Here is a 20,546-nt window from a genome sequence, read left to right as displayed (position 1 = left end):
TTTTCGCGGACTGTCTCACCTCGCCCGGTCGCGCGCAAGATCGGTCAGGATGCCTGCGGCAACAGTGATGCGCGCAAGATTGGGATCGCCACTATCGCTGAGGCTCGAAAGCTCCTCGACGATGCGGTTGATACGGACGCGATCCTGCGCATGCCAGGCCTGGACGGGCAGCTTCTCCTTGCCGTGATCGGAAAGCGCCGAGATGACGATATCGCGCCGGGCGCTGGCGATCTGGTCGATGCTGCGCGCCAGCGCCAGATTTTCGTAATGGTCGGAGGTGAGGATCCGGCCGCCGGCTGCGAGCAACCGCGCGATCCGAAAGGTCTTAGACACGGCAAAATAATTTTCGGCCGCGCGCACCAGCGGCTCGCCGGTGCGCTCGGCAATCTGCATGATCTCCGGCACCAGCGCGAAGCTCTGGAGGTTGGCGATTTCGGCTGCCAGCTCTTCGGGCACGCCCGCTTCGGCATATTCCGACTGGCGGGCGGCAGCATCGCCGGCCGCCTGTTCGGCGAAAGCAGGCCTCAACTTCTTCAGAGCCGCCCGCAGCCGGCTAATCACCTCGGCCATATCGGCTTTGGTCATGGCGGTTTTCAACAGCAGGCGCGTGAGCACGATAAAGCTGTGGCTGATTTCCTCGTAAATGCGGTTCTGCACCCCGCCCGATATCTTGCCGTCGAGCGCGTCCGTTTCGGCCCAGAGCCGGTTAAGGTCGAAACCGTCGCGGGCAACAATTGCGGCGCGCACCACCTCCGGCGCCGAAGCCGCCGTTGCGTCCATCATGGCAATGGTGAAGCTCGGCCCGCCGCGGTTGATCGCTTCATTGGCAAGCACGGTCGCGATGATTTCGCGCCGCAGGCGGTGGCCGGCGATATCGCCGGCGTTCGACTTCTGCATTCTGACGGGAAAGTAATTCGACAGTGTCGCCGCAAAATAAGGGTCATCGGGCAGGTCGCTCGCGGCAAGCGCATCGAAGAGCACGATCTTAGCATAGGACAGCAGCACGCCGATTTCCGGCCGCGTCAGCGGCTTGCCGGCCGCATAACGTTCGGCAAGAGTTTGGTCGTCGGGCAAGGTCTCGACCTTGCGGTTCAGCTGACCGGCCCCCTCGAGCACGCTCATGAAGCGGCCGAGTTCCAGGCCGTTGGCCGTGCCCTTGCGCTCCGTCAGTGAGATCGCCAGCGACTGGAGATAGTTGTTGCGCAGGACCAGGGCCGCGACTTCACCGGTCATCGACGAAAGTAGCTGGTCGCGTTTTGCCCGCGTCAGCCGCCCGTCATGCAGGGCCGCCGCCAGCGCGATCTTGATGTTGACCTCGACGTCCGAGGTGTTGACGCCAGCCGAATTGTCGATGGCGTCGGAATTGCAGCGCCCGCCCTTCAGGCCGTAGGCGATGCGGCCTTTCTGGGTGACGCCGAGGTTTGCGCCCTCGCCGATCACCTTGGCGCCCACCTCCGCCGCGGTGATGCGGATCGGGTCATTGGCGCGGTCGCCGACTTCGGTATCGGTTTCGGACGGCGCTTTTACATAGGTGCCGATGCCGCCGAACCAGAGCAGGTCGACCGGGCTCTTCAGGATCGCCGTCATGATCTCGAAAGGCGTGGCCACGGCTTTGTCGATGCCGATCGCACTTACCGCTTCCGGCGTCAGCGTCACCGATTTCGCCGCGCGCGAAATGATCATCGCGCCCTTCGAAAGCACGTTTTTATCGAAGTCCTGCCAGCTCGAGCGCGGCAGGTTGAAGAGCCGTTGGCGCTCGGCCAGCGTCCTTTCCATATCGGGATCGGGGTCGATGATGATGTCGCGGTGATCGAAGGCGGCGACGAGCCGGATCTTCGGGGAGAGCAGCATGCCGTTGCCGAAGACGTCGCCCGACATGTCGCCGACGCCCGCGACGGTAAAGGGCGTCGTCTGGATGTCGATGTCCATTTCGCGGAAATGGCGTTTCACGGTTTCCCAGGCGCCGCGGGCGGTGATGCCCATCTTCTTGTGGTCGTAGCCGGCCGAGCCACCGGAGGCGAAGGCGTCGTCCAGCCAGAAGCCGGCTTCCTGCGCCAACGCATTGGCGGTGTCGGAGAAGGTCGCGGTGCCCTTGTCGGCGGCGACGACGAAATAGGGATCGTCGCCATCGAGCCTTACCGTATCCTTCGGCGGCACGACCTCGGCGCCGGAGATATTGTCGGTGATCGAAAGCAGCGTGCGAATATAGGTCTTGTAAGCCTCGCGGCCCGCATTGAAGATTTCGTCGCGGCTGCCGCCCACCGGAAGCCTTTTCGGGTAAAAGCCGCCTTTGGCGCCGACCGGGACGATGACGGCGTTCTTCACCTGCTGCGCCTTGACCAGGCCGAGCACCTCGGTGCGGTAGTCCTCGGCGCGGTCCGACCAGCGCAGACCACCGCGCGCTACCCGGCCGAAACGCAGGTGCACGCCTTCGACCTCGACGCCGTAGACGAACATCTCGCGGAAGGGTTTCGGTTGCGGCAAGCCGTCGACCAGATTCGGATCGAGCTTGAAGGCCAGCATGGCTTTCGGCGACCCGTCAGGGTTCTTCTGGAAATAGTTGGTGCGCAGCGTCGCGTCGACGATGTTGACGTAGCGGCGCAGGATACGGTCGTCGTCAAGGCTCGGCACGTCGGCAAGCTCGGCCTCGATCGCCTGATGCAGGTCGGCGATCTTCTTGAGACGGGCTTTGTCGGCAAGCTTGGGGTCGAGCGTGTCGTGGAACAGCCGGAAGATGGCGGCGGCCACACCAGGATATTTATCGAGCGTCGTTGCGATGTAATCCTGCGAATAGGCGATGCCGGCCTGGCGGAGATAACGGGCATAGGCGCGCAACACATTGGCTTCGCGCGCCGAGAGCCCTGCCGAAAGGATCAGCCGGTTGAAGCTGTCATTGTCGAGCGTGCCGGCGAAGGCGGCGACGAAGGCTTCCTCGAGCGCAGCGCCATAACGATGCAGGTCGATATCGCTGCCGCTGCGGGTTTCGAGTTCCATGTCGTGCAGCACCACGAGTTGGGTTGGGCCATCGGCGACCTGTACCCCAATGTCGAAGGTGCGTTCGCTGACGACATTGAAGCCGAGGTTCTCGAGAAGCGGCACGCGGCGCGACAAGGCCAGCTGGCCGCCGGCATGGAAGATCTTCAGCGAGAGCACGCGGCCCTGTTGTTCGTGGCGATGATAAAACTGGATGCGAAGCGGCTCGCCGGCGGCGCAGGCGCCGATATCGGCGAGGTCGGCCACGGTCTCTTCAGGGCTAAAGGAATCCTGGAAGGCCTGATCGACTGATAGTCTCGGCGACTTCGATCCGGCGAGCGCTTCGAAACGGTCGTCCCAGCGGGCGGTGATTTCGCGGATCGTCTGCTCAAGCTTTGCCTGCGGAATGCGTGGCGTCTTGCCGCCGGAGCGGCCGATGATGAAATGCACGCGGGCAACGCCGCCTTCGGGGAAAGCCGGATAATAGGCGGAGACACGGCCGTCATAGACCGTCTTCAGATAGGTGCCGATCCGCTCGCGCACGATCGAGTCATATTCCTCGCGCGGCACATAGACGATGACCGAGACGAAGCGGTCGAAATGGTCGATGCGCGGCAGGACGCGCACACGCGGCCGGTCGGCGAGATCGTTGATCTGCTCGGCAAAGCTGGCAAGCAATGTCGTGTCGATCTGGAAAAGATCATCGCGCGGATAGGATTCCAGCGTGTTGTCGAGCATGCGGCCGGAATGGCTCATCGGGTCGAAGCCGAAATGCTCTTTCACCTTCTCGATCTTGGAGCGCAGCAGCGGGATTTCCGAGGCGAGCGACGTATAGGCCGTCGAGGTGAAGAGGCCGACGATGCGCAGTTCGCCGGTGACGTTGCCCGCGGCGTCGAAACGCTTGACGCCGACATAATCCATATAGGCGCGGCGATGGACGATCGATTTCACGTTCGCCTTGGTCACGATCAGGAACTCGGGGCCGTCGAGGAAGGCGAGGATCTCCGGAGTCGTCGTCACGGCGTCCTTGCCGGTGCGCAGCACGAGAACATCGGGGTTGGAGAGAATGCCGAGGCCCGCCCCCTTGTCCCGCTCGACCTTGGCGTCGGCACCCTTGCCGGAATAGATATATTCGCGCATGCCGAGGAAGGTGAAGTTCTCGTCGCGCAGCCAGCTCAGGAAGGCGATCGCCTCGGCGTGTTCAGCCTTTCTGCGGCCGGCGCCGTTGGCCGCAAGCTCGGCGATCACCCCGTCGAGCTTGGAAAGCATCGGCTTCCAGTCCGAAACCGACAGGCGGACCTGTTCGAGCACCATCTGGATACGTTTGACGAGATCGGCCGCCTGGTTGGAATTGAGCGGCGCGATATGAAGCTGGATATGGCTGACCCGCGTGGCGGGATCGCTCGGCTGATCGGCGGAATAGAGCCCGGGAGCCTTGTCTCCTTCCATCACCAGGATGGGATGTACGGCCATGAAGAGATCGCGATGGGTGCTCGTCACTTCTCCCATGACCGATTCATAGAGAAAGGGCATATTCCGGTCGGTCACCGAAAGCACCGAGACGGCAATGCCGTCAGGCGTCACACCGCCGATGGTGTCGATGCTGACGCGCGGCGTCTTGGCGTTCCAGGCGGCAAGTTCTTTTGCCGAATGCACGGCAGAAAGCGCCAGCATTTCGGGCGTGTAGCGTTCGAGATCGTCATTGCTTGCCCGGCCGAAGAGAATTTCCGGATCGAGATGGGCCTCGCCCCTCTCCCTGGCGATCTTTCGCGCGCCCTCAATCTGTTTTTCTCGTTTGGGATTGTTTCTGGCAGCCATGGATCGCCTCCCGCAATAGACTGATTTTCTGCAAGCTAGCAGAAGATTCTTCGAAAAAATCTCTAAAATGGGGGCCAGCCGGATGGTTTTGATGCTTTTTTGACGCCGGAGATGGGGAAATGTCGGAGATTTTTCCGATTTCGTAGCCAAAACAAGCGTGAACGGCTCTCTTTTTGTTTTCTCTTCCGCCGCACTTTTCCACGCTCACGTGAAGAATGGTTGACAGCCCGGCGTCAAAAAGATCATCAAACGCCATCATCATTCGGACCTCGGTTTAATGTCGGAAAATGCAGCGGGCGCAGTCATCGTTATTTCCAGCCATGTCGTGCGTGGCTCGGTTGGCAATCGGGCGGCGGTGTTTGCGCTGGAGACGCTCGGCCATCCGGTCTGGGCACTGCCGACGATCGTTCTGCCCTGGCATCCCGGCCATGGCCGTTCGACGCGGCTGACATTTGCCGAAGCGGATTTCGATGCGGCGATCGACGATCTGATCCGCGCACCTTGGATCGGCGAAGTCAGGGCGGTGCTTTCGGGCTACTTCGGCAATGCCGCCCAGGCACGCTCGGTCGCTCGGCTGATCGCTGCGCTCCGGCAAAACAATCCCGAACTGCTTTATGTCTGCGATCCGGTCATGGGCGACCTCGGCGGCCTCTACGTGCCGGAAGCGACGGCCGAGGCCATTCGGGATCATCTCATTCCGCTCGCGTCGCTCGCAACGCCGAACCGGTACGAGCTCGCCTGGCTGTCGGGAGCAGCGCTCGATGACAACAGCGCAATCATGGAGGCGGCGCTGGCGCTTGGGCCGTCACGCATGCTCGTCACCTCGGCGGTCCCGATGATGGCGGGCGGTACCGGCAATCTCTACCTTTCCGGCCGCCACGCGCTTCTTGCCGAGCACCGCGTCGTCGAGAACCCGCCGAATGGTCTCGGTGACCTGCTGGCCGCCGTTTTCCTGTCGCGCCTGCTCTCCGGCCTCGAGGATGAAAAGGCGTTGCAGCTTGCCACCGCCAGCGTGTTCGAAGTGCTTGCGCGTGCGGTCAAGCGAGGCAGCAACGAGCTGATGCTGGCCAGCGATGCGCTCAGCCTGTCGACGCCGATGGCCATGGTGCAGATGCGCCGGCTCGTGCACCCGGTGCAGCGGCGGAAAAAATGACGCATTTGTCAATGTGCGCATTTTGCGGTGCGGCAGTTGATCTTGTCTTCCGCGCGCGCTAATCCAGAGGCATGCAGCGTTTTCCAAACACCCTTCTGAACGGTTATCGCAACTTTATGAACGGGCGTTATGCCGACGCCCGCGACAGGTATAGGCAACTTGCCGAAAACGGCCAGAACCCGAGCACGCTGGTCATTGCCTGTTCGGACTCACGTGCGGCTCCCGAGCTGATCTTCGATGCCGGCCCGGGCGAGCTTTTCGTCATCCGCAACGTTGCCAATATGGTGCCGCCCTACCAGCCGGACGGTCATTTCCATTCGACATCGGCCGCTCTTGAATTTGCCGTGCAGGCGCTGAAGGTCTCGGACATCGTCGTAATGGGCCATGGCCGTTGCGGCGGCATCCGCGCGGCACTCGATCCGAACGCCGAGCCGTTGTCGCCCGGCGATTTCATCGGTCGGTGGATGTCGCTGGTCAAACCCGCAGCCGAACAAATCCAGAGCAACGACGTGATGACCGAGGCTGAGCGACAGACGGCGCTGGAGCGTGTCTCCATCCGCAATTCGATCAACAATCTCAGAACCTTCCCGGAAATAAAGGCGCTCGAGGACGCAGGAAAAATGCACCTTCATGGCGCCTGGTTCGATATCTCGACCGGCGAGCTCTGGGTCATGGACGCTGAAACACGCGATTTCATCCGTCCCGAAATCTAGGAGCGGACCGGTTTATCAGTTTTTTAAGGATTGCTGTTAAGCTTCTAATCGGCTGCACACGACCGGCATTTGATTACGTGGCGATTGGCGATGAAGTTTGAAACCATCAAAAAGGTTATCCTGGCCGCCATCCTGCTGCCCTTCGTCTTCATGCTCATTGAAGGCGTTTTTGTCCTCCGAACTTCCATCTTGCAATACCGAGATCTCGAGAACGACCGGCGGTTCGCCGACGTACTTGCGCGCGGCGGGTCGATCGCGGCCACGGAAATCCTGAGCGAAATCGATGCCACTCGCCGCTATCTCGCGCATCCCAGCAGCGGGACTGCTGTCGACATGCAGCAAAGCCGGCTGACGCTGGATCGCGAACGCCATGCTTTCTATGCCAGCTTGCCGTCGCGCGATACGCTCGATCAAGGGCTTGCAGATGAATTGGCGGCCCTCAGCCTTGCCTATAGCCGCATCATCGCCGCGCGAAGCGCCGTCGACCAGGGCCGTTACTCCGGCAGCAACCCCGGCTCCATCTACTGGTATGCGGCTCTCAAGCAGCTTGCCGTCGTCGACGCACTTTCACCGCTGATCAGCGACCCGGTGCTGCTTGAAAAATCCAACCAGTTGATGGGCATCCTGCTCACCTACTACGGCGAAAGGTTGATCACCGGGATTGGCACCCGCTACCTCGATCAAGACGTTTCCGCCAGATTTCCGATTGAACTGTTCATTCAGGGCAAGACCATGCTCGGTGCCGGCATGGATCACATGGTCTTCCATTCCTCAGCGCCGGTCGTGCGCGACATCGTTGCCTATCTCGGTCGCAGCGACCAGATGAAGGCGAATGCGATCACCGACGCCATTCTCGCCGGCTCGCGGCCGTCGCGCGCAATGGGCGACGCCTGGGCGGCCGCACAGCGCGAACGCATGGCTTTCCTTCAGCAAAAGATGGTGGAGGCCGCGAGTGATATTCACGAGACTGGCGAACAGTTTTCTACCCTCTCGCACATACACCTGACGCAGATTCTGGCGCTGTGTGCAGGCCTGCTCATCCTCGCCACGCTGGTGATGGTACTGGCGGCAAGAGGGCTTCGGCTGATCGACAAGCTTACTCGGGACCGGGAAACGTTGGTGGGTGAGTTGCGTAACGCTGCTCAAACCGATCTTCTGACGGGGCTCTACAACAGGCGCGGCTTCGAGGTCGCCGCCTCGGCGCTCCTTACGCAGGCCGAGCACGGCTCGCACTGGATTTCCGTCGTTCTCTTCGATCTCGATCATTTCAAGAAGATCAATGATGTCCATGGCCATGACGCTGGCGACGCCGTGCTTCGGCACGTTGCCGGCGTTGCGCGCCAGAATTTTCGTTCCTTCGATCTCCTGGTGCGCCATGGGGGCGAGGAGTTCCTGGCTCTTTTACCGGATTCGACGCCCGACGAAGCCGCAATCGTCGCCGAGCGCGTGCGACGGGCGATCGAGACGGCGGAAATCCCGCTTGCGAGTGGCGATTTCCTCAAGGTCACGGCGAGCTTCGGATGCGCCGGCCGGGCAAACGACGCCGCCAACCGGAACTTCGAGGATCTGGTCAAACGCGCCGATCTGGCGCTCTACGCCGCCAAGGCTTCCGGCCGCAATTGCGTCGTGTCGGGGCCGGTCGTGCCGGCCCCGCCGCAGGAGGAGCGACGCAAGACGGCATCGGGCGGCAGTTTTGATTCCCGCATATGAAAAACGCCGCGTTCGCAGCGGCGTTTCCAAAAGCCTGGCTGTCAATGAAGGCTTATCTGCCGCCGTCGATCTGTTGGCCGATATAGGCGATCGCCTGCTGATAAACGCTGGCGGCGTTCCACCCCTGGATCGCAGTGAAATTCGGCTCTCCCGGCTGATAGCCGGCGCCGGCACGCCAGCCGTGGCCCTTGAGGAAATTTGCGGTCGAGGCCAGCGCATCGGCGCGGGAGCCAACCATGTCGACCCGGCCGTCGCCGTCGCCGTCGGCGCCGAAGCGCACGACGTTGCGTGGCAGAAACTGCGTCTGGCCGATTTCACCATGGGCGGCACCCTTGGCCTGCGGGCTCAGATAACCTTCGGAGACCAGCTGAAGCGCAGCATAGAGCTGATCGGTGAAATAGTCCGAACGACGGCAGTCATAGGCAAGGGTCGACACAGCCGACAGCGTATGCTGGTTGCCCATATAGCTGCCGAAACCGGTCTCCATGCCCCAGATTGCGATCAGCGGACCGGCGGGAACGCCGAAGCGGCGTTCGATCGAGGAAAAAAGGGCCTGGTTGGCCGCTTTCATCGACCGGCCGCGGGAAATGACGGCGGCACCGCCGCGCTTCTGCATGAAGGCATCGAAAGAGAGCTTGAAGCTTTTCTGGCCGCGATCGGCGGCGATCGTCGGCTTGTTGTAGTTGACGTTGGCGAAGGCGCGGCTGAGCACCGATTGGCTGACGCCATTGGCCGCTGCCGTCTGCTTGAAATCGGCGACCCAGGCGTCGAAGCCGGCGCTGGTATTGCCACATTGCAGTCCTTGCGCGAACGCCGGTACCGCGTGGAGGACGCCCATTGCCGCAGCGGCCGCCAGAAACAACTTTGTCATGCGCATTGAGAAACCCCGCTCTCGATCTGCATAGTTTTTAAGCGGGCAAGAGAATGCCAGCCACTCGCGATTTTGTCACGATCACCGTTTAGCGAGCGCTTATACAGTCGTATTTGCCCCGGAAAAAGCCCCACTCAACGAGCAGGGCTTTAACATCTTATGGTTTACAAATGGTATCAGGCTGCCTGCTTGCGCGGCTTGACCAGGCCGCGATTGACGAGCAGCTCGGCGATCTGGATGGCGTTCAGCGCCGCGCCCTTGCGCAGGTTGTCGGAGACCACCCACATATTGAGGCCGTTTTCGACCGTCGCGTCCTCGCGGATGCGCGAGATATAGGTCGCATCTTCGCCGGCGGATTCATAAGGCGTGATGTAACCGCCGTTCTCGCGCTTGTCGATGACGAGGCAGCCCGGGGCATCGCGCAGGATATCGCGGGCCTGGTCGGCGGTGATCTCGTTCTCGAATTCGATGTTGACCGATTCCGAATGACCGATGAAGACGGGCACACGCACCGCCGTGCAGGTCACCTTGATCTTCGGATCGAGCATCTTCTTCGTCTCGGCCAGCACCTTCCATTCTTCCTTGGTGTAGCCGTCTTCCATGAAGCTATCGATGTGCGGGATGACGTTGAAGGCGATGCGTTTGGTGAACTTCTTGTTCTCGATCGGATCGGCAACGAAGACGGCGCGCGTCTGGTTGAAGAGCTCGTCCATGCCGTCCTTGCCGGCGCCGGAGACCGACTGATAGGTGGAGACGACGACACGCTTGATCTTGGCGAAGTCGTGCAGCGGCTTCAGCGCAACCACCAGCTGCGCGGTCGAGCAGTTCGGATTGGCAATGATGTTGCGCTTGGTGAACTGCGTGACGGCGTCCGGGTTCACTTCCGGCACGATTAGCGGCACGTCGGCGTCGTAACGCCAGGCCGAGGAATTGTCGATGACGACACAGCCCTGCTGGCCGATCTTGGGGGAGAATTTCTTCGAGACCTCGCCGCCGGCCGACATCAGGCAGATATCGGTATCGGAGAAATCGTAATTCTCCAGATTGGAGACCTTCAGCGTCCGGTCCCCGTAGGACACCTCAGTGCCCTGCGAACGCGAGGAGGCGAGCGCCACGACCTCATCGGCGGGGAAGCCGCGTTCGGAGAGGATGTTGAGCATCTCCCGGCCGACATTTCCGGTGGCTCCGGCAATTGCTACTTTGAAACCCATTTCTCAAGCTCTCTTTCTCTTCTCTCCTCTTGTCCGGTGAGGGGAAAGGCGCGACGGATCGCGTCTTCCTGTCCCCAGCCGAGCCGGGGAGAGAGCGGCAGGCCAGAGACGTCAGACGGTTTTCGTCGTCGTTTTGGCCTTGGTTTTGGCAGAAACCGGAACGGCAATGTCCACCCCGGCAACCTGTGCCCGGTCATTGCATGCGGCAATGGCGTGTTCGTCGCGAACCATGGAGATTCCTTTTCCGCTGTTGCTCTTAGAAGGTTTTCCACAGGAGTCAAGGTTTTTGCGCTCGGAGGCGGAGGGCGAAAGCGGCCGCCGCGATGCTGCGACGTTTTGTCATGCCGCTGTCATCCCAGGGAGGTATCCCGGCTCGGTTGTCAATGTCTGCACCGAAAACGGGGGTTTTCCATGCGTACGCTTCTTGCCGCCTTTGCGGCCACCACCATCCTTGCGGGCGCCGCTCAGGCGACGACGGTCTATCCGCTCGATCGCGCCACGATCCTTGTCGGCTCGCCGTTCGATTTCAAGGTCGAGCTCAACAAGCAGGTCAAGCCTGAGGACGTGAAGATCACGGTCAACGGCCAGGATTACAAGAGCGTTCTCGGGGGCGAAGCGCAGTTCATCGAGCTGGAAAAGGGCAAGGAAGACAAGGCTCTCGGCTCCGCTCTGCTGTTGCGCGGCTTGAAGATTTCCGTTCCGGGCGACTACAAGATCGAAGTCGCTGCCGGCGACGAAACCAAGTCCGTCACCTGGAACGTTTACGAAACCGCTGCCCAGCCGAAGGCCAAGAATATCATCTTCCTGCTCGGCGACGGGCTTTCCGTCGCGCATCGCACCGCCGCCCGCATCATGTCCAAGGGCATGACCGAAGGTAAGGCGAATGGCCGTCTGAACATGGACGATCTCGATCGCATGGCTTTCATCGGCACGTCGGCGACGAATGCCGTTGCCACGGACTCGGCCAACACCATGTCGGCCTTCATGACCGGCCATAAGACAGCCGTCAACGCGATCGGCGTCTACGCGGACCGTACACCATCTTCGCTCGACGATCCGCGTGTCGAAACTTTCGGCGAAGCCGTCCGCCGTACGACGAAGAAGTCGATCGGCATCGTTGCGACATCTGAAGTCGAAGACGCTACGCCGGCTGCTGTCGTTGCCCATACCCGCAACCGCGGCGACAAGGCCGACGTCGTCGGCATGCTGCTCGACGTCAAGCCGGAAGTCCTGCTGGGCGGCGGCTCGGCCTATTTCCTCGGCAAGGAGGTCGCCGGTTCCAAGCGCAAGGACAATCAGGATTACATCAAGCTGTTCCAGGATGCCGGCTACAAGCTTGCGACCGACAAGAACGAACTCGCCGCCAATGCGTCGGCTGAAGGCAATCTCCTCGGTCTCTTCCACACCGGCAATATGGACGTGACGCTCGACCGCGAATTCCTGAAGAAGGGCACTGTCGACAAGTTCCCGAACCAGCCGGGCCTCGTCGACATGACCAAGGCCGCGCTCGACCGCCTCTCCAAGAATCCGGATGGTTTCTTCCTGATGGTTGAAGGCTCCTCGATCGACAAGATGTCCCATCCGCTCGATTGGGATCGCGCCGTTGTCGATACCATCGAATTCGACCAGGCGATCGGCGTTGCCCGCGAATTCCAGAAGGCGCATCCGGACACGCTGATCGTCGTTACCGGCGACCACACGCATGGTGTTTCGATCATCGGAACCGTCGATGACGAGAAGCCGGGTACGGAAATGCGCGAAAAGGTTGGCACCTATGCTGAAGCCGGCTTCCCGAACTACAAGGACGAAAATGGCGACGGCTATCCCGACAAGATCGACGTCAGCCGCCGCCTGTTCCTGAGTGCCAACAATGGGCCCGATCACTACGAGACCTTCCGTCCGAAGCTCGACGGTCCCTTCGTTCCGGCTGTCCAGAACGAAAAGAAGGAATATGTCGCCAACGAGCAGTATAAGGATGTTCCCGGCGCCGTCTTCGTGCAGGGCAATCTTCCGAAGAGCAGCGAGAGCGGCGTTCATGCGGTCGACGACGTCGTCCTGCAGTCGGCCGGCCCGGGCGCTGAAGGCTTCCATGGCTACCTCGAACAGAGCGACGTCTACCGTGTGCTCGCCGACGCCTTCGCGCTCGGCGCCAAGCAGACGAACTGATCGGAAACCGATCCTGCGGGGCAGCTTGCCGGCCTTGCCTCTTTCGTCGATCATCTATCCCGGCCGCTTACAGCGCCGCGCGTCTTTCAGACGCGCAAAAGGACGCTGTAACACTTTGAAGCTAGCATCGTGCTTTCCGAAAATCGTTCCGATTTCGGGCCGATGCTAGAGGCCGGGATTTGCTTCCTGGAGATCACCATGGATATATTCCCTTCGCTGCATCTCAGCCGCCGACGGTTGATCGCCGCCGCCATTGCGTTCCCTTTTACGGCGTCTGCTGGTCGCGCTGTCGAGCCATCGCTTTCCTTCGACGAGCTCTACGGCAAGTTCGGCGTGCTGGGCCTCGAATTCTCCGACAAGGTGAAGCGTCTTGCCGGCCAGGACATCAGCATGAAAGGCTTCATGGCGCCGCCACTGAAGGCCGAGGCGCAGTTCTTCGTGCTGACCGAGGTGCCAATGTCGCTCTGCCCCTTCTGCTCCTCGGATGCGGATTGGCCGGATAATATCGTCGTCGTGTATCTCGCGGAGAAGCAGACATTCGTGCAGCCGCGCCAGACGATCGAAGTGCGCGGCACGCTGGAATACGGTTCCTGGACGGATCCGGAAACCGGCTTCGTCAGTCTGTTGCGCATCCGCCAAGCCGAATATTCCGCTGTCTGAACCGATATGCTCGCTCTCGATATCGAAAACCTTGCCATCACCTTTCCAGGCCTGTCCTCGCCGGCGCTGGCAATCGGCCGCCTGTCGATCAAGGCCGGCAGCAGGGTCGCCATCACGGGAGCGTCCGGCTCCGGCAAGAGCACCTTCGTCAACATCATTGCCGGGCTGGAGCGGACACGCCAAGGCCGCATCCGCTGGAACCGCGAGGATATCGCCAGTTTTTCCGAAAGCGGGCGCGACCGGTTCCGCGCTGCCAATATCGGCCTGGTCATGCAGGAGTTCCATCTTTTCCCGGGCCTGTCGGCGCTGGAAAACGTGCTTCTGCCGGCGCGGCTTGCCAGGGCCGCCACAGCTGACGTCATCGAGCGGGCGCATGTGCTTTTGACCACTGTCGGTCTTTCCCGCCCGGGCCAGAAGATCGAAACAATGTCGCGCGGCGAGATGCAGCGCGTGGCGATCGGCCGGGCGCTGTTGCGCAAGCCCGGCGTCATCATCGCCGACGAACCGACCGCGAGCCTCGATGCCGAAAGCGGTGAGGCCGTCGGCGATCTCCTCCTCGATCTTGCCATTGCCGAGGGCAGCACGCTGATCGTCGTTTCGCACGATCAGCGCCTGGCAAGCCGGCTCGACCGGCGCATCACCTTCGGCTCGGGCCGGATCAGCGACGATTCCGCGGCAACGGCGGGAGAGGCTGCATGATCCGCTTCATCCTTTCCGATCTTCGCCGCCTCTGGGCGGGGTCGTTGGTGGTGGTGCTGCTGGTGGCGCTTGCGACGGCGCTCGGCGTCTCCGTTGTCCTGCAGGAGCGAGCGCTTCGCCTCGGCAGCGCCCGCGCCGCCGACAAGTTCGATCTCGTTATCGGCGCCGGCGGCAGCGAGACACAGCTCGTTTTATCCTCCGTCTTCCTGCAGCCCTCGCCCCTGCCGCTGATGCCGGGCGAGGTGCTGGCCAGGCTTGCCGCCGATCCCCGTGTCGACTGGGCGGCACCGATCGGCTTCGGCGACTCGTTCTCCGGCTATCCGATCGTCGGCACGACTGCGACCCTGGCGGACAGGCTGGCGGGCGGCTTTGCCGAGGGGAAGGTTTTCGCCCGCGAGGGAGAGGCGGTGATCGGCTCGGCCGTCAAGCTTTCGCTCGGCGGCGAGATCAAGCCGATGCATGGCCTAGCGGAAGAAGGCGGCGAGACCCACACCGAACTCGTCTACCACGTTGCCGGCCGCCTGCGGCCGACGGGGACAGCCTGGGACCGAGCCATTCTCGTTCCGATCCAGGCCGTCTGGCATATCCATGGCCTTGGGGAGGAGGAACACGAGGAGCCTGGAGACGATCATGAGCCGGCGAGCGCCGATCACGACGCGCATGCGCATCAGGAACATCATGGCGAAATCGACCCGGCTGCCGTGCTCGACGAGAAATGGGCCGCGAATGCTCCCGGCCTTCCCGCCATCCTCGTCAAGCCGAAGACGATCGCCGATGCCTACAAGCTGCGGCAGGACTATCGCAGCGGCAATACCGTCGCCGTCTTCCCCGGCGAGGTGCTGACCAATCTTTATGCCACGCTCGGCGACGCCAAGCAGATCCTCGTCGCGATCGCTTCCGGCGCGCAGGCTCTCGTCGCAGCCTCGCTGGTGTTGGTCACGGTCATCCATATCGGTCAGCGCCGCCGCCAGATCGGCGCATTGAGGGCCTTCGGCGCCCCACGAAGTGCGATCTTCGGCATCGTCTGGTTGGAATTCTTCGCGCTCGTGGCAGTTGGGATCGCGCTCGGATTCGGGCTTGGATTTGCCGCGGCGCTTGGCTTGTCCGGCATGTTCTCGCAAACGAGCGGCATCGCCATGCCCGTCGGCTTCGCCCGCGAAGATGGTGGGCTTGCAGGGGTGTTGCTCGCCTTTTCCGCACTGCTCGCCGCACTGCCGGCGGTGCTCGCCTACCGGCAATCGCCGGCGCAGGCGCTGAGGGCGTGAACAGAGCCAGCAGACGACTTCCCTGCCCGCCAAAAGCGCTGCCATTAGACTAAAGTCATAATCCCAAAGCCTCTCTCTTTGCGGGCCATGTTTTCTGGCACACTCTCGTCAGGCGTGTCGCGGCCGGGGATTTGCTTTGAGGAGAGTAGGTCGCGCGCGTTGCTCATCACTCTGTGGAGGACAGACAATGGCAAATGTCGCAAGCATCGACGGCGCGAAGGCCGGTCCGATGACGGGCGAAGAGAAGAAGGTCATCTTCGCTTCTTCGCTCGGCACCGTTTTCGAATGGTACGATTTCTATCTTTACGGTTCGCTCGCCACCTATATCGGCGCGACCTATTTCACCCAATACCCCGAGGCAACGCGCAATATCTTCACGCTGCTCGCCTTTGCCGCCGGCTTCCTCGTGCGTCCCTTCGGCGCCCTGGTGTTCGGCCGTCTTGGCGATCTCGTCGGCCGCAAATACACCTTCCTGGTGACGATCCTGATCATGGGCATGTCGACTTTCCTCGTCGGTATCCTGCCGGGTGCGGCCACCATCGGCATCGCAGCCCCGATCATTCTCATCGGGTTGCGTCTGCTGCAGGGTCTGGCGCTCGGCGGTGAATATGGCGGCGCGGCAACCTATGTCGCCGAACATGCGCCGAATGGACGGCGCGGCTACTTCACCTCATGGATCCAGACGACGGCGACGCTCGGCCTGTTCCTGTCGCTGATCGTCATCATCCTGGTCCAGTCCCTGATGGGCCCGGTTCAATTCGCAGCCTGGGGCTGGCGCATTCCGTTCCTGGTCTCAGTCGTGCTGCTCGGCATTTCCGTCTGGATCCGTCTGAAGATGAACGAATCGCCTGCGTTCCAGCGCATGAAGGCGGAAGGCAAGGGCTCCAAGGCGCCGCTGACCGAAGCCTTCGGGCAATGGAAGAACGCCAAGATCGCGCTCATCGCCCTTCTCGGCGCCACCATGGGCCAGGCGGTCGTCTGGTATGGCGGCCAGTTCTATGCGCTGTTTTTCCTGCAGAACGTGCTCAAGGTCGATCTGTTCTCGGCCAATGTCATGGTCGCCATTGCGCTCTTCCTCGGCACGCCGTTCTTCGTCATCTTCGGCGGTCTTTCCGACAAGATCGGCCGCAAGCCGATCATCATGGCAGGCCTTCTCATCGCGGCGGTGACCTATAATCCGCTGTTCAAGGCGATGACCTGGACGGCGAACCCCGCACTTGCCGAAGCGCAGGCGTCGATCCGCGCAACGGTCACGGCCGATCCGTCGGATTGCAAATTCCAGTTCAACCCGACGGGCACGTCGAAATTCACCAGTTCCTGCGATGTGGCGACAGCATTCCTGACGAAGAACTCGGTGCCTTATGACGTCGTGCCTGGTCCCGCCGGACAGCCGGCGACGGTGAAGGTCGGTAACGGTACGATTACCAGCTTCGACGTTGTTGCTGCCGGCGACAAGGCGAAGGGCATGACCGCCGCCTTCGAAAAAGGCGTCAACATTGCGCTCCACGATGCCGGCTATCCGCTGAAGCGCGGGGCCGCCAAGGTGCCGGATAGCAAGCTCGATGCCTTCATCGCCGCCAATCCGGAACTGGCGCTCAACGCCGATGCGGTGCGCGCCGGCGACAAGGAAACCGTGCCGGCAGCCAAGCTGGTCGAAGGCAAGCTGCTAACGGCGGACGAGGCCAATGGCGTCACCGACATGGCAGTCTACAACATCGCCAATGGCGGCGCCTTCGCCATGACCGCTGACCCCACCCGGGTCAACTGGATCGGCACGATCGCCATCCTGTTCGTCCTCGTCATCTATGTGACGATGGTCTATGGCCCGATCGCGGCCCTCCTGGTCGAGCTCTTCCCGACCCGCATCCGCTACACCGGCATGTCGCTGCCCTATCATATCGGCAACGGCTGGTTCGGCGGCCTGCTGCCAGCGACGGCTTTCGCGATGAGCGCTGCCGCGGGTGATATCTATTACGGTCTTTGGTATCCGATCGTCTTTGCGGCGATCACGCTGGTGATCGGCCTGATCTTCCTGCCCGAAACGAAGAACAGGGATATCCACGCCATGGATTGAGGCGCTTTGCGCTAAGCATGCAGGCGAAAGGCCCGGCGCTCACAAGCCGCCGGGCTTTTCCATGTCCGGAAACAGGCGTTTGGCGAGAGGCCAGCCATCCGGCGCCAGCTTAAAAAGAAGTCCGCAGCGGGCATAGACGATGGCCGTCAGCAGCGAGAACCAGCCGCCGAATGCAAGGCCGGCGATGACGTCGCTTGGATAATGGGCGCCTACCATGACACGCGTCATGGCAAGCCAGATGGCGCAGGCGATGAAGAGAATGCGGTAGCGCGGAAACAGCAATGCAAAAGCGGCAAAGAAGGCGCCGACCGTCGTCGAATGGCCGGAGGGAAAGCTTTCGAAAGCGGCGTGGCCCGAAAAGGGCGTGAAGGAGAACATGCCGTAATCGTGGAAGTGGTCGGGACGCGCCCTTCCAATCGCCCGTTTCAGGAGATTGGCAAGAAGCCCGGAGAAGACGACAGTTGTGAACAGATAGGCGCCGATCCAGCTGACATAAAGCGCCTGCGCCTTGGAGCGCGCGGTCTTTAAAAGCTTGTAACCCGCCCTGCCCTGAAAGAAGAGCAGAATGCTGATGCAGATCAGCCAGCCAGAATCGCCGAAGCCGGTCAGCAGCTGGCCGAGCTGCTTCACCGCCGCAGGGCGTTCGCTGGCGCCGACCGGGGCATCGAAGAGCAGCATGGAAAGAACCACGGCATTGATGGTGATGAAGAGGCAGGCCTGCCAGCGCAAGGGCGGCATGCCGACGCCGCCGCGGCGCCAGCGCCTATCAAGGGAAGCCCAAAATGCCCGCATCCTGTCGTCCGTTCGATTTTGCCGGGTTAAAATTCGGCGCAAAAATACACGAGATTGTGGCTGAGAATAGTCCGTGTCGGATAATTCGACCGACCCGGTTGCGGCTGCTCGTCCTTACATGAAAAAGCCCTCCGCATGGGTGATGCGAAGGGCTGAACTGTTTCACGTGAAATATATCAGGCAGAAAGCGCCTTGAACTCGGCGAGGATCGCATCGCCCATCTCGACAGTGCCGACCTGCCTTGCGCCATCGGCCATGATGTCGCCGGTGCGAATGCCCTTGTCGAGCACGTTGGCGATCGCCCTTTCCAGGTTGTCGGCTTCCTTCACCAAGTTGAAGGAATAACGCAGGCACATGGCGAAGGAGGCGATCATGGCGATCGGATTGGCGATGCCCTTGCCGGCGATATCCGGGGCCGAGCCGTGCACCGGCTCGTAGAGCGCCTTGCGTTTGCCGGTCTTGCCGTCAGGCGCGCCGAGCGAGGCCGACGGCAGCATGCCGAGGGACCCGGTCAGCATGGCGGCGACGTCGGAGAGCATGTCGCCGAAAAGATTGTCGGTGACGATGACGTCGAACTGCTTGGGCTGACGCACCAACTGCATGCCGCCGGCGTCGGCCAGCATGTGTTCGAGCTGGACGTCGGAATATTTCGCCTTGTGCGTTTCGGTCACGACCTGGTTCCAGAGCACGCCCGACTTCATGACGTTGCGCTTTTCCATGGAGCAGACGCGGTTCTGCCTTGTGCGGGCCATTTCGAAGGCGACGCCGGCGATGCGTTCGATCTCGTAGGTATCGTAGACCTGCGTGTCGATGCCGCGCTTCTGGCCGTTGCCGAGGTCGATGATCTCCTTCGGCTCGCCGAAATAGACGCCGCCTGTCAGCTCGCGGATGATCAGGATGTCGAGGCCTTCGACCAGTTCCGGCTTCAGCGACGAGGCCGAGGCGAGCGCCGGGTAGCAGATAGCAGGGCGCAGGTTTGCGAAGAGTTGCAGATCCTTGCGCAGGCGTAGCAGACCGGCTTCCGGGCGCACGTCGTAAGGCACGCTATCCCACTTCGGCCCGCCGACGGCGCCGAACAGAACGGCATCGGCGGCAAGCGCCTTCTGCATGTCGGCTTCCGAGATCGCCGCGCCATGGGCATCGTAGGCGCAACCGCCGACAAGACCTTCATCGGTGACGAAACCGGCATTCATTGCCTCGTTCATATAGGCGATGATCTTGCGGACCTCGCCCATGGCCTCGGGACCGATGCCGTCACCCGGCAGCAGGAAAAGATTGCGCGCTGTCATGAAACCCTCCTGGAAAAACAAGTTGCGGTTTCTTAGACCCCGGAAATGGGCATTTCAAGCGAGAGAAGCGGTGAATCGGTACGCTTCATTTCCGGTCGCGATGGTTGCTCCTGTGGCCGCAAACGGATTAGAACAGCCGTCACAGTTTCATTTCCTGGAGGTTCCCATGGCTTCAGCACCTCTCCATCTCGACACGCCTCTGGTTCGGACATCCCCTGGCTATAGCGCCAGCGGCAAGCCGCTCTGGCTGAAGCTCGACGCATTACAGCCTTCCGGCAGCTTCAAGCTGCGCGGTGTCGGCCGGCTGTGCCAGCACGAGGTGGAAGATGGTGCCCGCGAGATCTTCTGCGCCTCCGGCGGCAATGCCGGCATTGCTGCGGCTTATGCCGGCCGGGCGCTCGGCGTGCCGGTCACGATCGTCGTGCCGGAGACGACGGCGGCGGATGTGCGGCAGACGATTGCCGCAACCGGCGCCAATGTTCTCGTCCATGGTTCGGCTTTCGATGAAGCCAACGCTCATGCGGTCGAGCTCGCAGAGAGCCGTAAGGCGACCTATGTGCACCCTTTTGACCATCCGCTTCTGTGGGATGGTCATGCCACGCTGATCGACGAGGTGGTGGCGAAGGGCGTGACATTCGATTGTGTCGTCACCAGCGTCGGCGGCGGCGGGCTGCTGGCCGGCATTGTCGAGGGGCTGAAACGGAACGGGCTTTCCGACATCCCCGTCATCGCCGTCGAAACCGAAGGGGCGGCTTCGTTTCATGCCAGCCTCAAGGCCAATGAACGCATCTCGCTTCCAGCGATCACCTCGATTGCAACGTCGCTCGGCGCAAAGCAGGTGGCGCAGCATGTCTTCGAGCTGCCGAAGCAGCACCCGATCGAAAGCGTTGTCGTCAGCGACGCCGATGCCATCGCCGCCTGCCTGAAATTTGCCGATGCGCATCGCATCCTCGTCGAGCCGGCCTGCGGCGCCGCCCTTGCCGTTGCCGATGTGCATGCCGGACTGCTTCAGCGTTTTGACAATCCGCTGATCGAGGTCTGCGGCGGAATCGGCGTGTCGCTGGAAAAACTGAGGGTCTGGAAAGAGAAGTTTTTCTGAGTTGCGCCAGTTACAGCGTCCTTTGCGCGCGTGAGATGCGCGCCGCTATAAAG

General features: G+C 61.7%; 15 protein-coding genes and 1 pseudogene. 9 read left to right on the top strand and 7 right to left on the bottom strand.

Annotated elements, in window-relative coordinates:
- Nucleotides 1–15: 15 nt before the first annotated feature.
- Both HJB91_RS12275 and HJB91_RS12270 read right to left on the bottom strand, forming a co-directional pair.
- Entirely contained in the window at nt 16–4,791 is a 4,776-nt protein-coding gene (locus HJB91_RS12275; protein WP_221154841.1) for an NAD-glutamate dehydrogenase, read from the bottom strand.
- Nucleotides 4,751–5,053 (bottom strand): hypothetical protein, encoded by a 303-nt coding sequence (locus HJB91_RS12270; RefSeq protein ID WP_210632774.1) that lies wholly within the window; start codon nt 5,051–5,053, stop codon nt 4,751–4,753. The genes HJB91_RS12275 and HJB91_RS12270 overlap by 41 nt, the downstream gene beginning before the upstream one ends.
- Before the next feature lie 15 nt (nt 5,054–5,068).
- Here HJB91_RS12270 and pdxY point away from each other — a divergent pair, with 15 nt between their 5' ends.
- The 3 genes from pdxY to HJB91_RS12255 all read left to right on the top strand — a co-directional run bounded on the left by pdxY (nt 5,069) and on the right by HJB91_RS12255 (nt 8,367).
- A complete protein-coding gene (gene pdxY, locus HJB91_RS12265) occupies nt 5,069–5,944 on the top strand; it encodes a pyridoxal kinase PdxY (protein ID WP_210632773.1) in 876 nt (291 codons plus the stop codon).
- Nucleotides 5,945–6,015: 71 nt separating this feature from the next.
- Nucleotides 6,016–6,657 (top strand): carbonic anhydrase, encoded by a 642-nt coding sequence (locus tag HJB91_RS12260; protein ID WP_210632772.1) that lies wholly within the window; start codon nt 6,016–6,018, stop codon nt 6,655–6,657.
- Nucleotides 6,658–6,747: 90 nt separating this feature from the next.
- Nucleotides 6,748–8,367 (top strand): GGDEF domain-containing protein, encoded by a 1,620-nt coding sequence (locus HJB91_RS12255; RefSeq protein WP_210632771.1) that lies wholly within the window; start codon nt 6,748–6,750, stop codon nt 8,365–8,367.
- A 52-nt stretch (nt 8,368–8,419) separates the two neighbouring features.
- On the opposite strand, the gene HJB91_RS12250 is transcribed toward HJB91_RS12255, so the two are convergent.
- The 3 genes and pseudogenes from HJB91_RS12250 to HJB91_RS31135 all read right to left on the bottom strand — a co-directional run.
- Nucleotides 8,420–9,244: a lytic transglycosylase domain-containing protein gene (locus HJB91_RS12250; protein WP_221122889.1), complete on the bottom strand. Its 825-nt coding sequence runs from the start codon at nt 9,242–9,244 to the stop codon at nt 8,420–8,422.
- 170 nt (nt 9,245–9,414) lie between these two features.
- Nucleotides 9,415–10,449 carry an aspartate-semialdehyde dehydrogenase gene (locus tag HJB91_RS12245; RefSeq protein ID WP_210632769.1) on the bottom strand — a complete coding sequence of 345 codons (1,035 nt, stop codon included), beginning with the start codon at nt 10,447–10,449 and terminating at the stop codon, nt 9,415–9,417.
- Nucleotides 10,450–10,560: 111 nt separating this feature from the next.
- Nucleotides 10,561–10,770, bottom strand: a pseudogene (locus HJB91_RS31135) (hypothetical protein); the annotation flags it as partial.
- Between the two features lie 90 nt (nt 10,771–10,860).
- Here HJB91_RS31135 and HJB91_RS12235 point away from each other — a divergent pair.
- The 5 genes from HJB91_RS12235 (at nt 10,861) to HJB91_RS12215 (ending at nt 17,313) form a co-directional block, all read left to right on the top strand.
- The gene (locus tag HJB91_RS12235) at nt 10,861–12,615 is read left to right on the top strand and encodes an alkaline phosphatase (RefSeq protein WP_221154838.1); all 1,755 of its coding nucleotides are present in this window, start codon (nt 10,861–10,863) and stop codon (nt 12,613–12,615) included.
- A gap of 198 nt (nt 12,616–12,813) precedes the next feature.
- The gene (locus tag HJB91_RS12230) at nt 12,814–13,275 is read left to right on the top strand and encodes a hypothetical protein (RefSeq protein ID WP_210632767.1); all 462 of its coding nucleotides are present in this window, start codon (nt 12,814–12,816) and stop codon (nt 13,273–13,275) included.
- Between the two features lie 6 nt (nt 13,276–13,281).
- Nucleotides 13,282–13,974: an ABC transporter ATP-binding protein gene (locus HJB91_RS12225; protein WP_221123906.1), complete on the top strand. Its 693-nt coding sequence runs from the start codon at nt 13,282–13,284 to the stop codon at nt 13,972–13,974.
- Complete coding sequence (locus HJB91_RS12220; RefSeq protein ID WP_221154836.1) at nt 13,971–15,239, top strand: FtsX-like permease family protein; 1,269 nt, start codon at nt 13,971–13,973, stop codon at nt 15,237–15,239. The genes HJB91_RS12225 and HJB91_RS12220 overlap by 4 nt, the downstream gene beginning before the upstream one ends.
- Nucleotides 15,240–15,426: 187 nt before the next feature.
- Nucleotides 15,427–17,313, top strand: coding sequence for an MFS transporter (locus tag HJB91_RS12215; RefSeq protein ID WP_210632764.1), 1,887 nt, complete (start codon nt 15,427–15,429; stop codon nt 17,311–17,313).
- Between the two features lie 39 nt (nt 17,314–17,352).
- Here the strand turns inward: HJB91_RS12215 and lpxE are convergent, their stop codons facing one another.
- Nucleotides 17,353–18,105, bottom strand: a complete 753-nt coding sequence (gene lpxE / locus HJB91_RS12210; RefSeq protein ID WP_221154834.1) for a phosphatase PAP2 family protein — start codon at nt 18,103–18,105, stop codon at nt 17,353–17,355.
- Nucleotides 18,106–18,281: 176 nt separating this feature from the next.
- A complete protein-coding gene (gene leuB, locus HJB91_RS12205) occupies nt 18,282–19,394 on the bottom strand; it encodes a 3-isopropylmalate dehydrogenase (protein WP_210632762.1) in 1,113 nt (370 codons plus the stop codon).
- A gap of 166 nt (nt 19,395–19,560) precedes the next feature.
- On the opposite strand from leuB, the gene HJB91_RS12200 reads away from it, so the two are divergent.
- Nucleotides 19,561–20,493, top strand: a complete 933-nt coding sequence (locus HJB91_RS12200; RefSeq protein WP_221122893.1) for a pyridoxal-phosphate dependent enzyme — start codon at nt 19,561–19,563, stop codon at nt 20,491–20,493.
- Nucleotides 20,494–20,546: the final 53 nt, after the last annotated feature.

Origin of the sequence: Rhizobium sp. NLR10b (assembly GCF_019685435.1) — a bacterium.
GTDB lineage: Bacteria > Pseudomonadota > Alphaproteobacteria > Rhizobiales > Rhizobiaceae > Rhizobium.
This window is presented reverse-complemented; position numbering and strand designations above follow the sequence as displayed.

What these genes read in the sequence shown, in the direction of transcription:
- HJB91_RS12275 (WP_221154841.1), bottom strand. Translation starts at nt 4,791, where the DNA reads ATGGCTGCCAGAAACAATCCCAAACGAGAAAAACAGATTGAGGGCGCG.
- HJB91_RS12270 (WP_210632774.1), bottom strand. Translation starts at nt 5,053, where the DNA reads ATGATGATGGCGTTTGATGATCTTTTTGACGCCGGGCTGTCAACCATT.
- pdxY (WP_210632773.1), top strand. Translation starts at nt 5,069, where the DNA reads ATGTCGGAAAATGCAGCGGGCGCAGTCATCGTTATTTCCAGCCATGTC.
- HJB91_RS12260 (WP_210632772.1), top strand. Translation starts at nt 6,016, where the DNA reads ATGCAGCGTTTTCCAAACACCCTTCTGAACGGTTATCGCAACTTTATG.
- HJB91_RS12255 (WP_210632771.1), top strand. Translation starts at nt 6,748, where the DNA reads ATGAAGTTTGAAACCATCAAAAAGGTTATCCTGGCCGCCATCCTGCTG.
- HJB91_RS12250 (WP_221122889.1), bottom strand. Translation starts at nt 9,244, where the DNA reads ATGCGCATGACAAAGTTGTTTCTGGCGGCCGCTGCGGCAATGGGCGTC.
- HJB91_RS12245 (WP_210632769.1), bottom strand. Translation starts at nt 10,449, where the DNA reads ATGGGTTTCAAAGTAGCAATTGCCGGAGCCACCGGAAATGTCGGCCGG.
- HJB91_RS12235 (WP_221154838.1), top strand. Translation starts at nt 10,861, where the DNA reads ATGCGTACGCTTCTTGCCGCCTTTGCGGCCACCACCATCCTTGCGGGC.
- HJB91_RS12230 (WP_210632767.1), top strand. Translation starts at nt 12,814, where the DNA reads ATGGATATATTCCCTTCGCTGCATCTCAGCCGCCGACGGTTGATCGCC.
- HJB91_RS12225 (WP_221123906.1), top strand. Translation starts at nt 13,282, where the DNA reads ATGCTCGCTCTCGATATCGAAAACCTTGCCATCACCTTTCCAGGCCTG.
- HJB91_RS12220 (WP_221154836.1), top strand. Translation starts at nt 13,971, where the DNA reads ATGATCCGCTTCATCCTTTCCGATCTTCGCCGCCTCTGGGCGGGGTCG.
- HJB91_RS12215 (WP_210632764.1), top strand. Translation starts at nt 15,427, where the DNA reads ATGGCAAATGTCGCAAGCATCGACGGCGCGAAGGCCGGTCCGATGACG.
- lpxE (WP_221154834.1), bottom strand. Translation starts at nt 18,105, where the DNA reads ATGCGGGCATTTTGGGCTTCCCTTGATAGGCGCTGGCGCCGCGGCGGC.
- leuB (WP_210632762.1), bottom strand. Translation starts at nt 19,394, where the DNA reads ATGACAGCGCGCAATCTTTTCCTGCTGCCGGGTGACGGCATCGGTCCC.
- HJB91_RS12200 (WP_221122893.1), top strand. Translation starts at nt 19,561, where the DNA reads ATGGCTTCAGCACCTCTCCATCTCGACACGCCTCTGGTTCGGACATCC.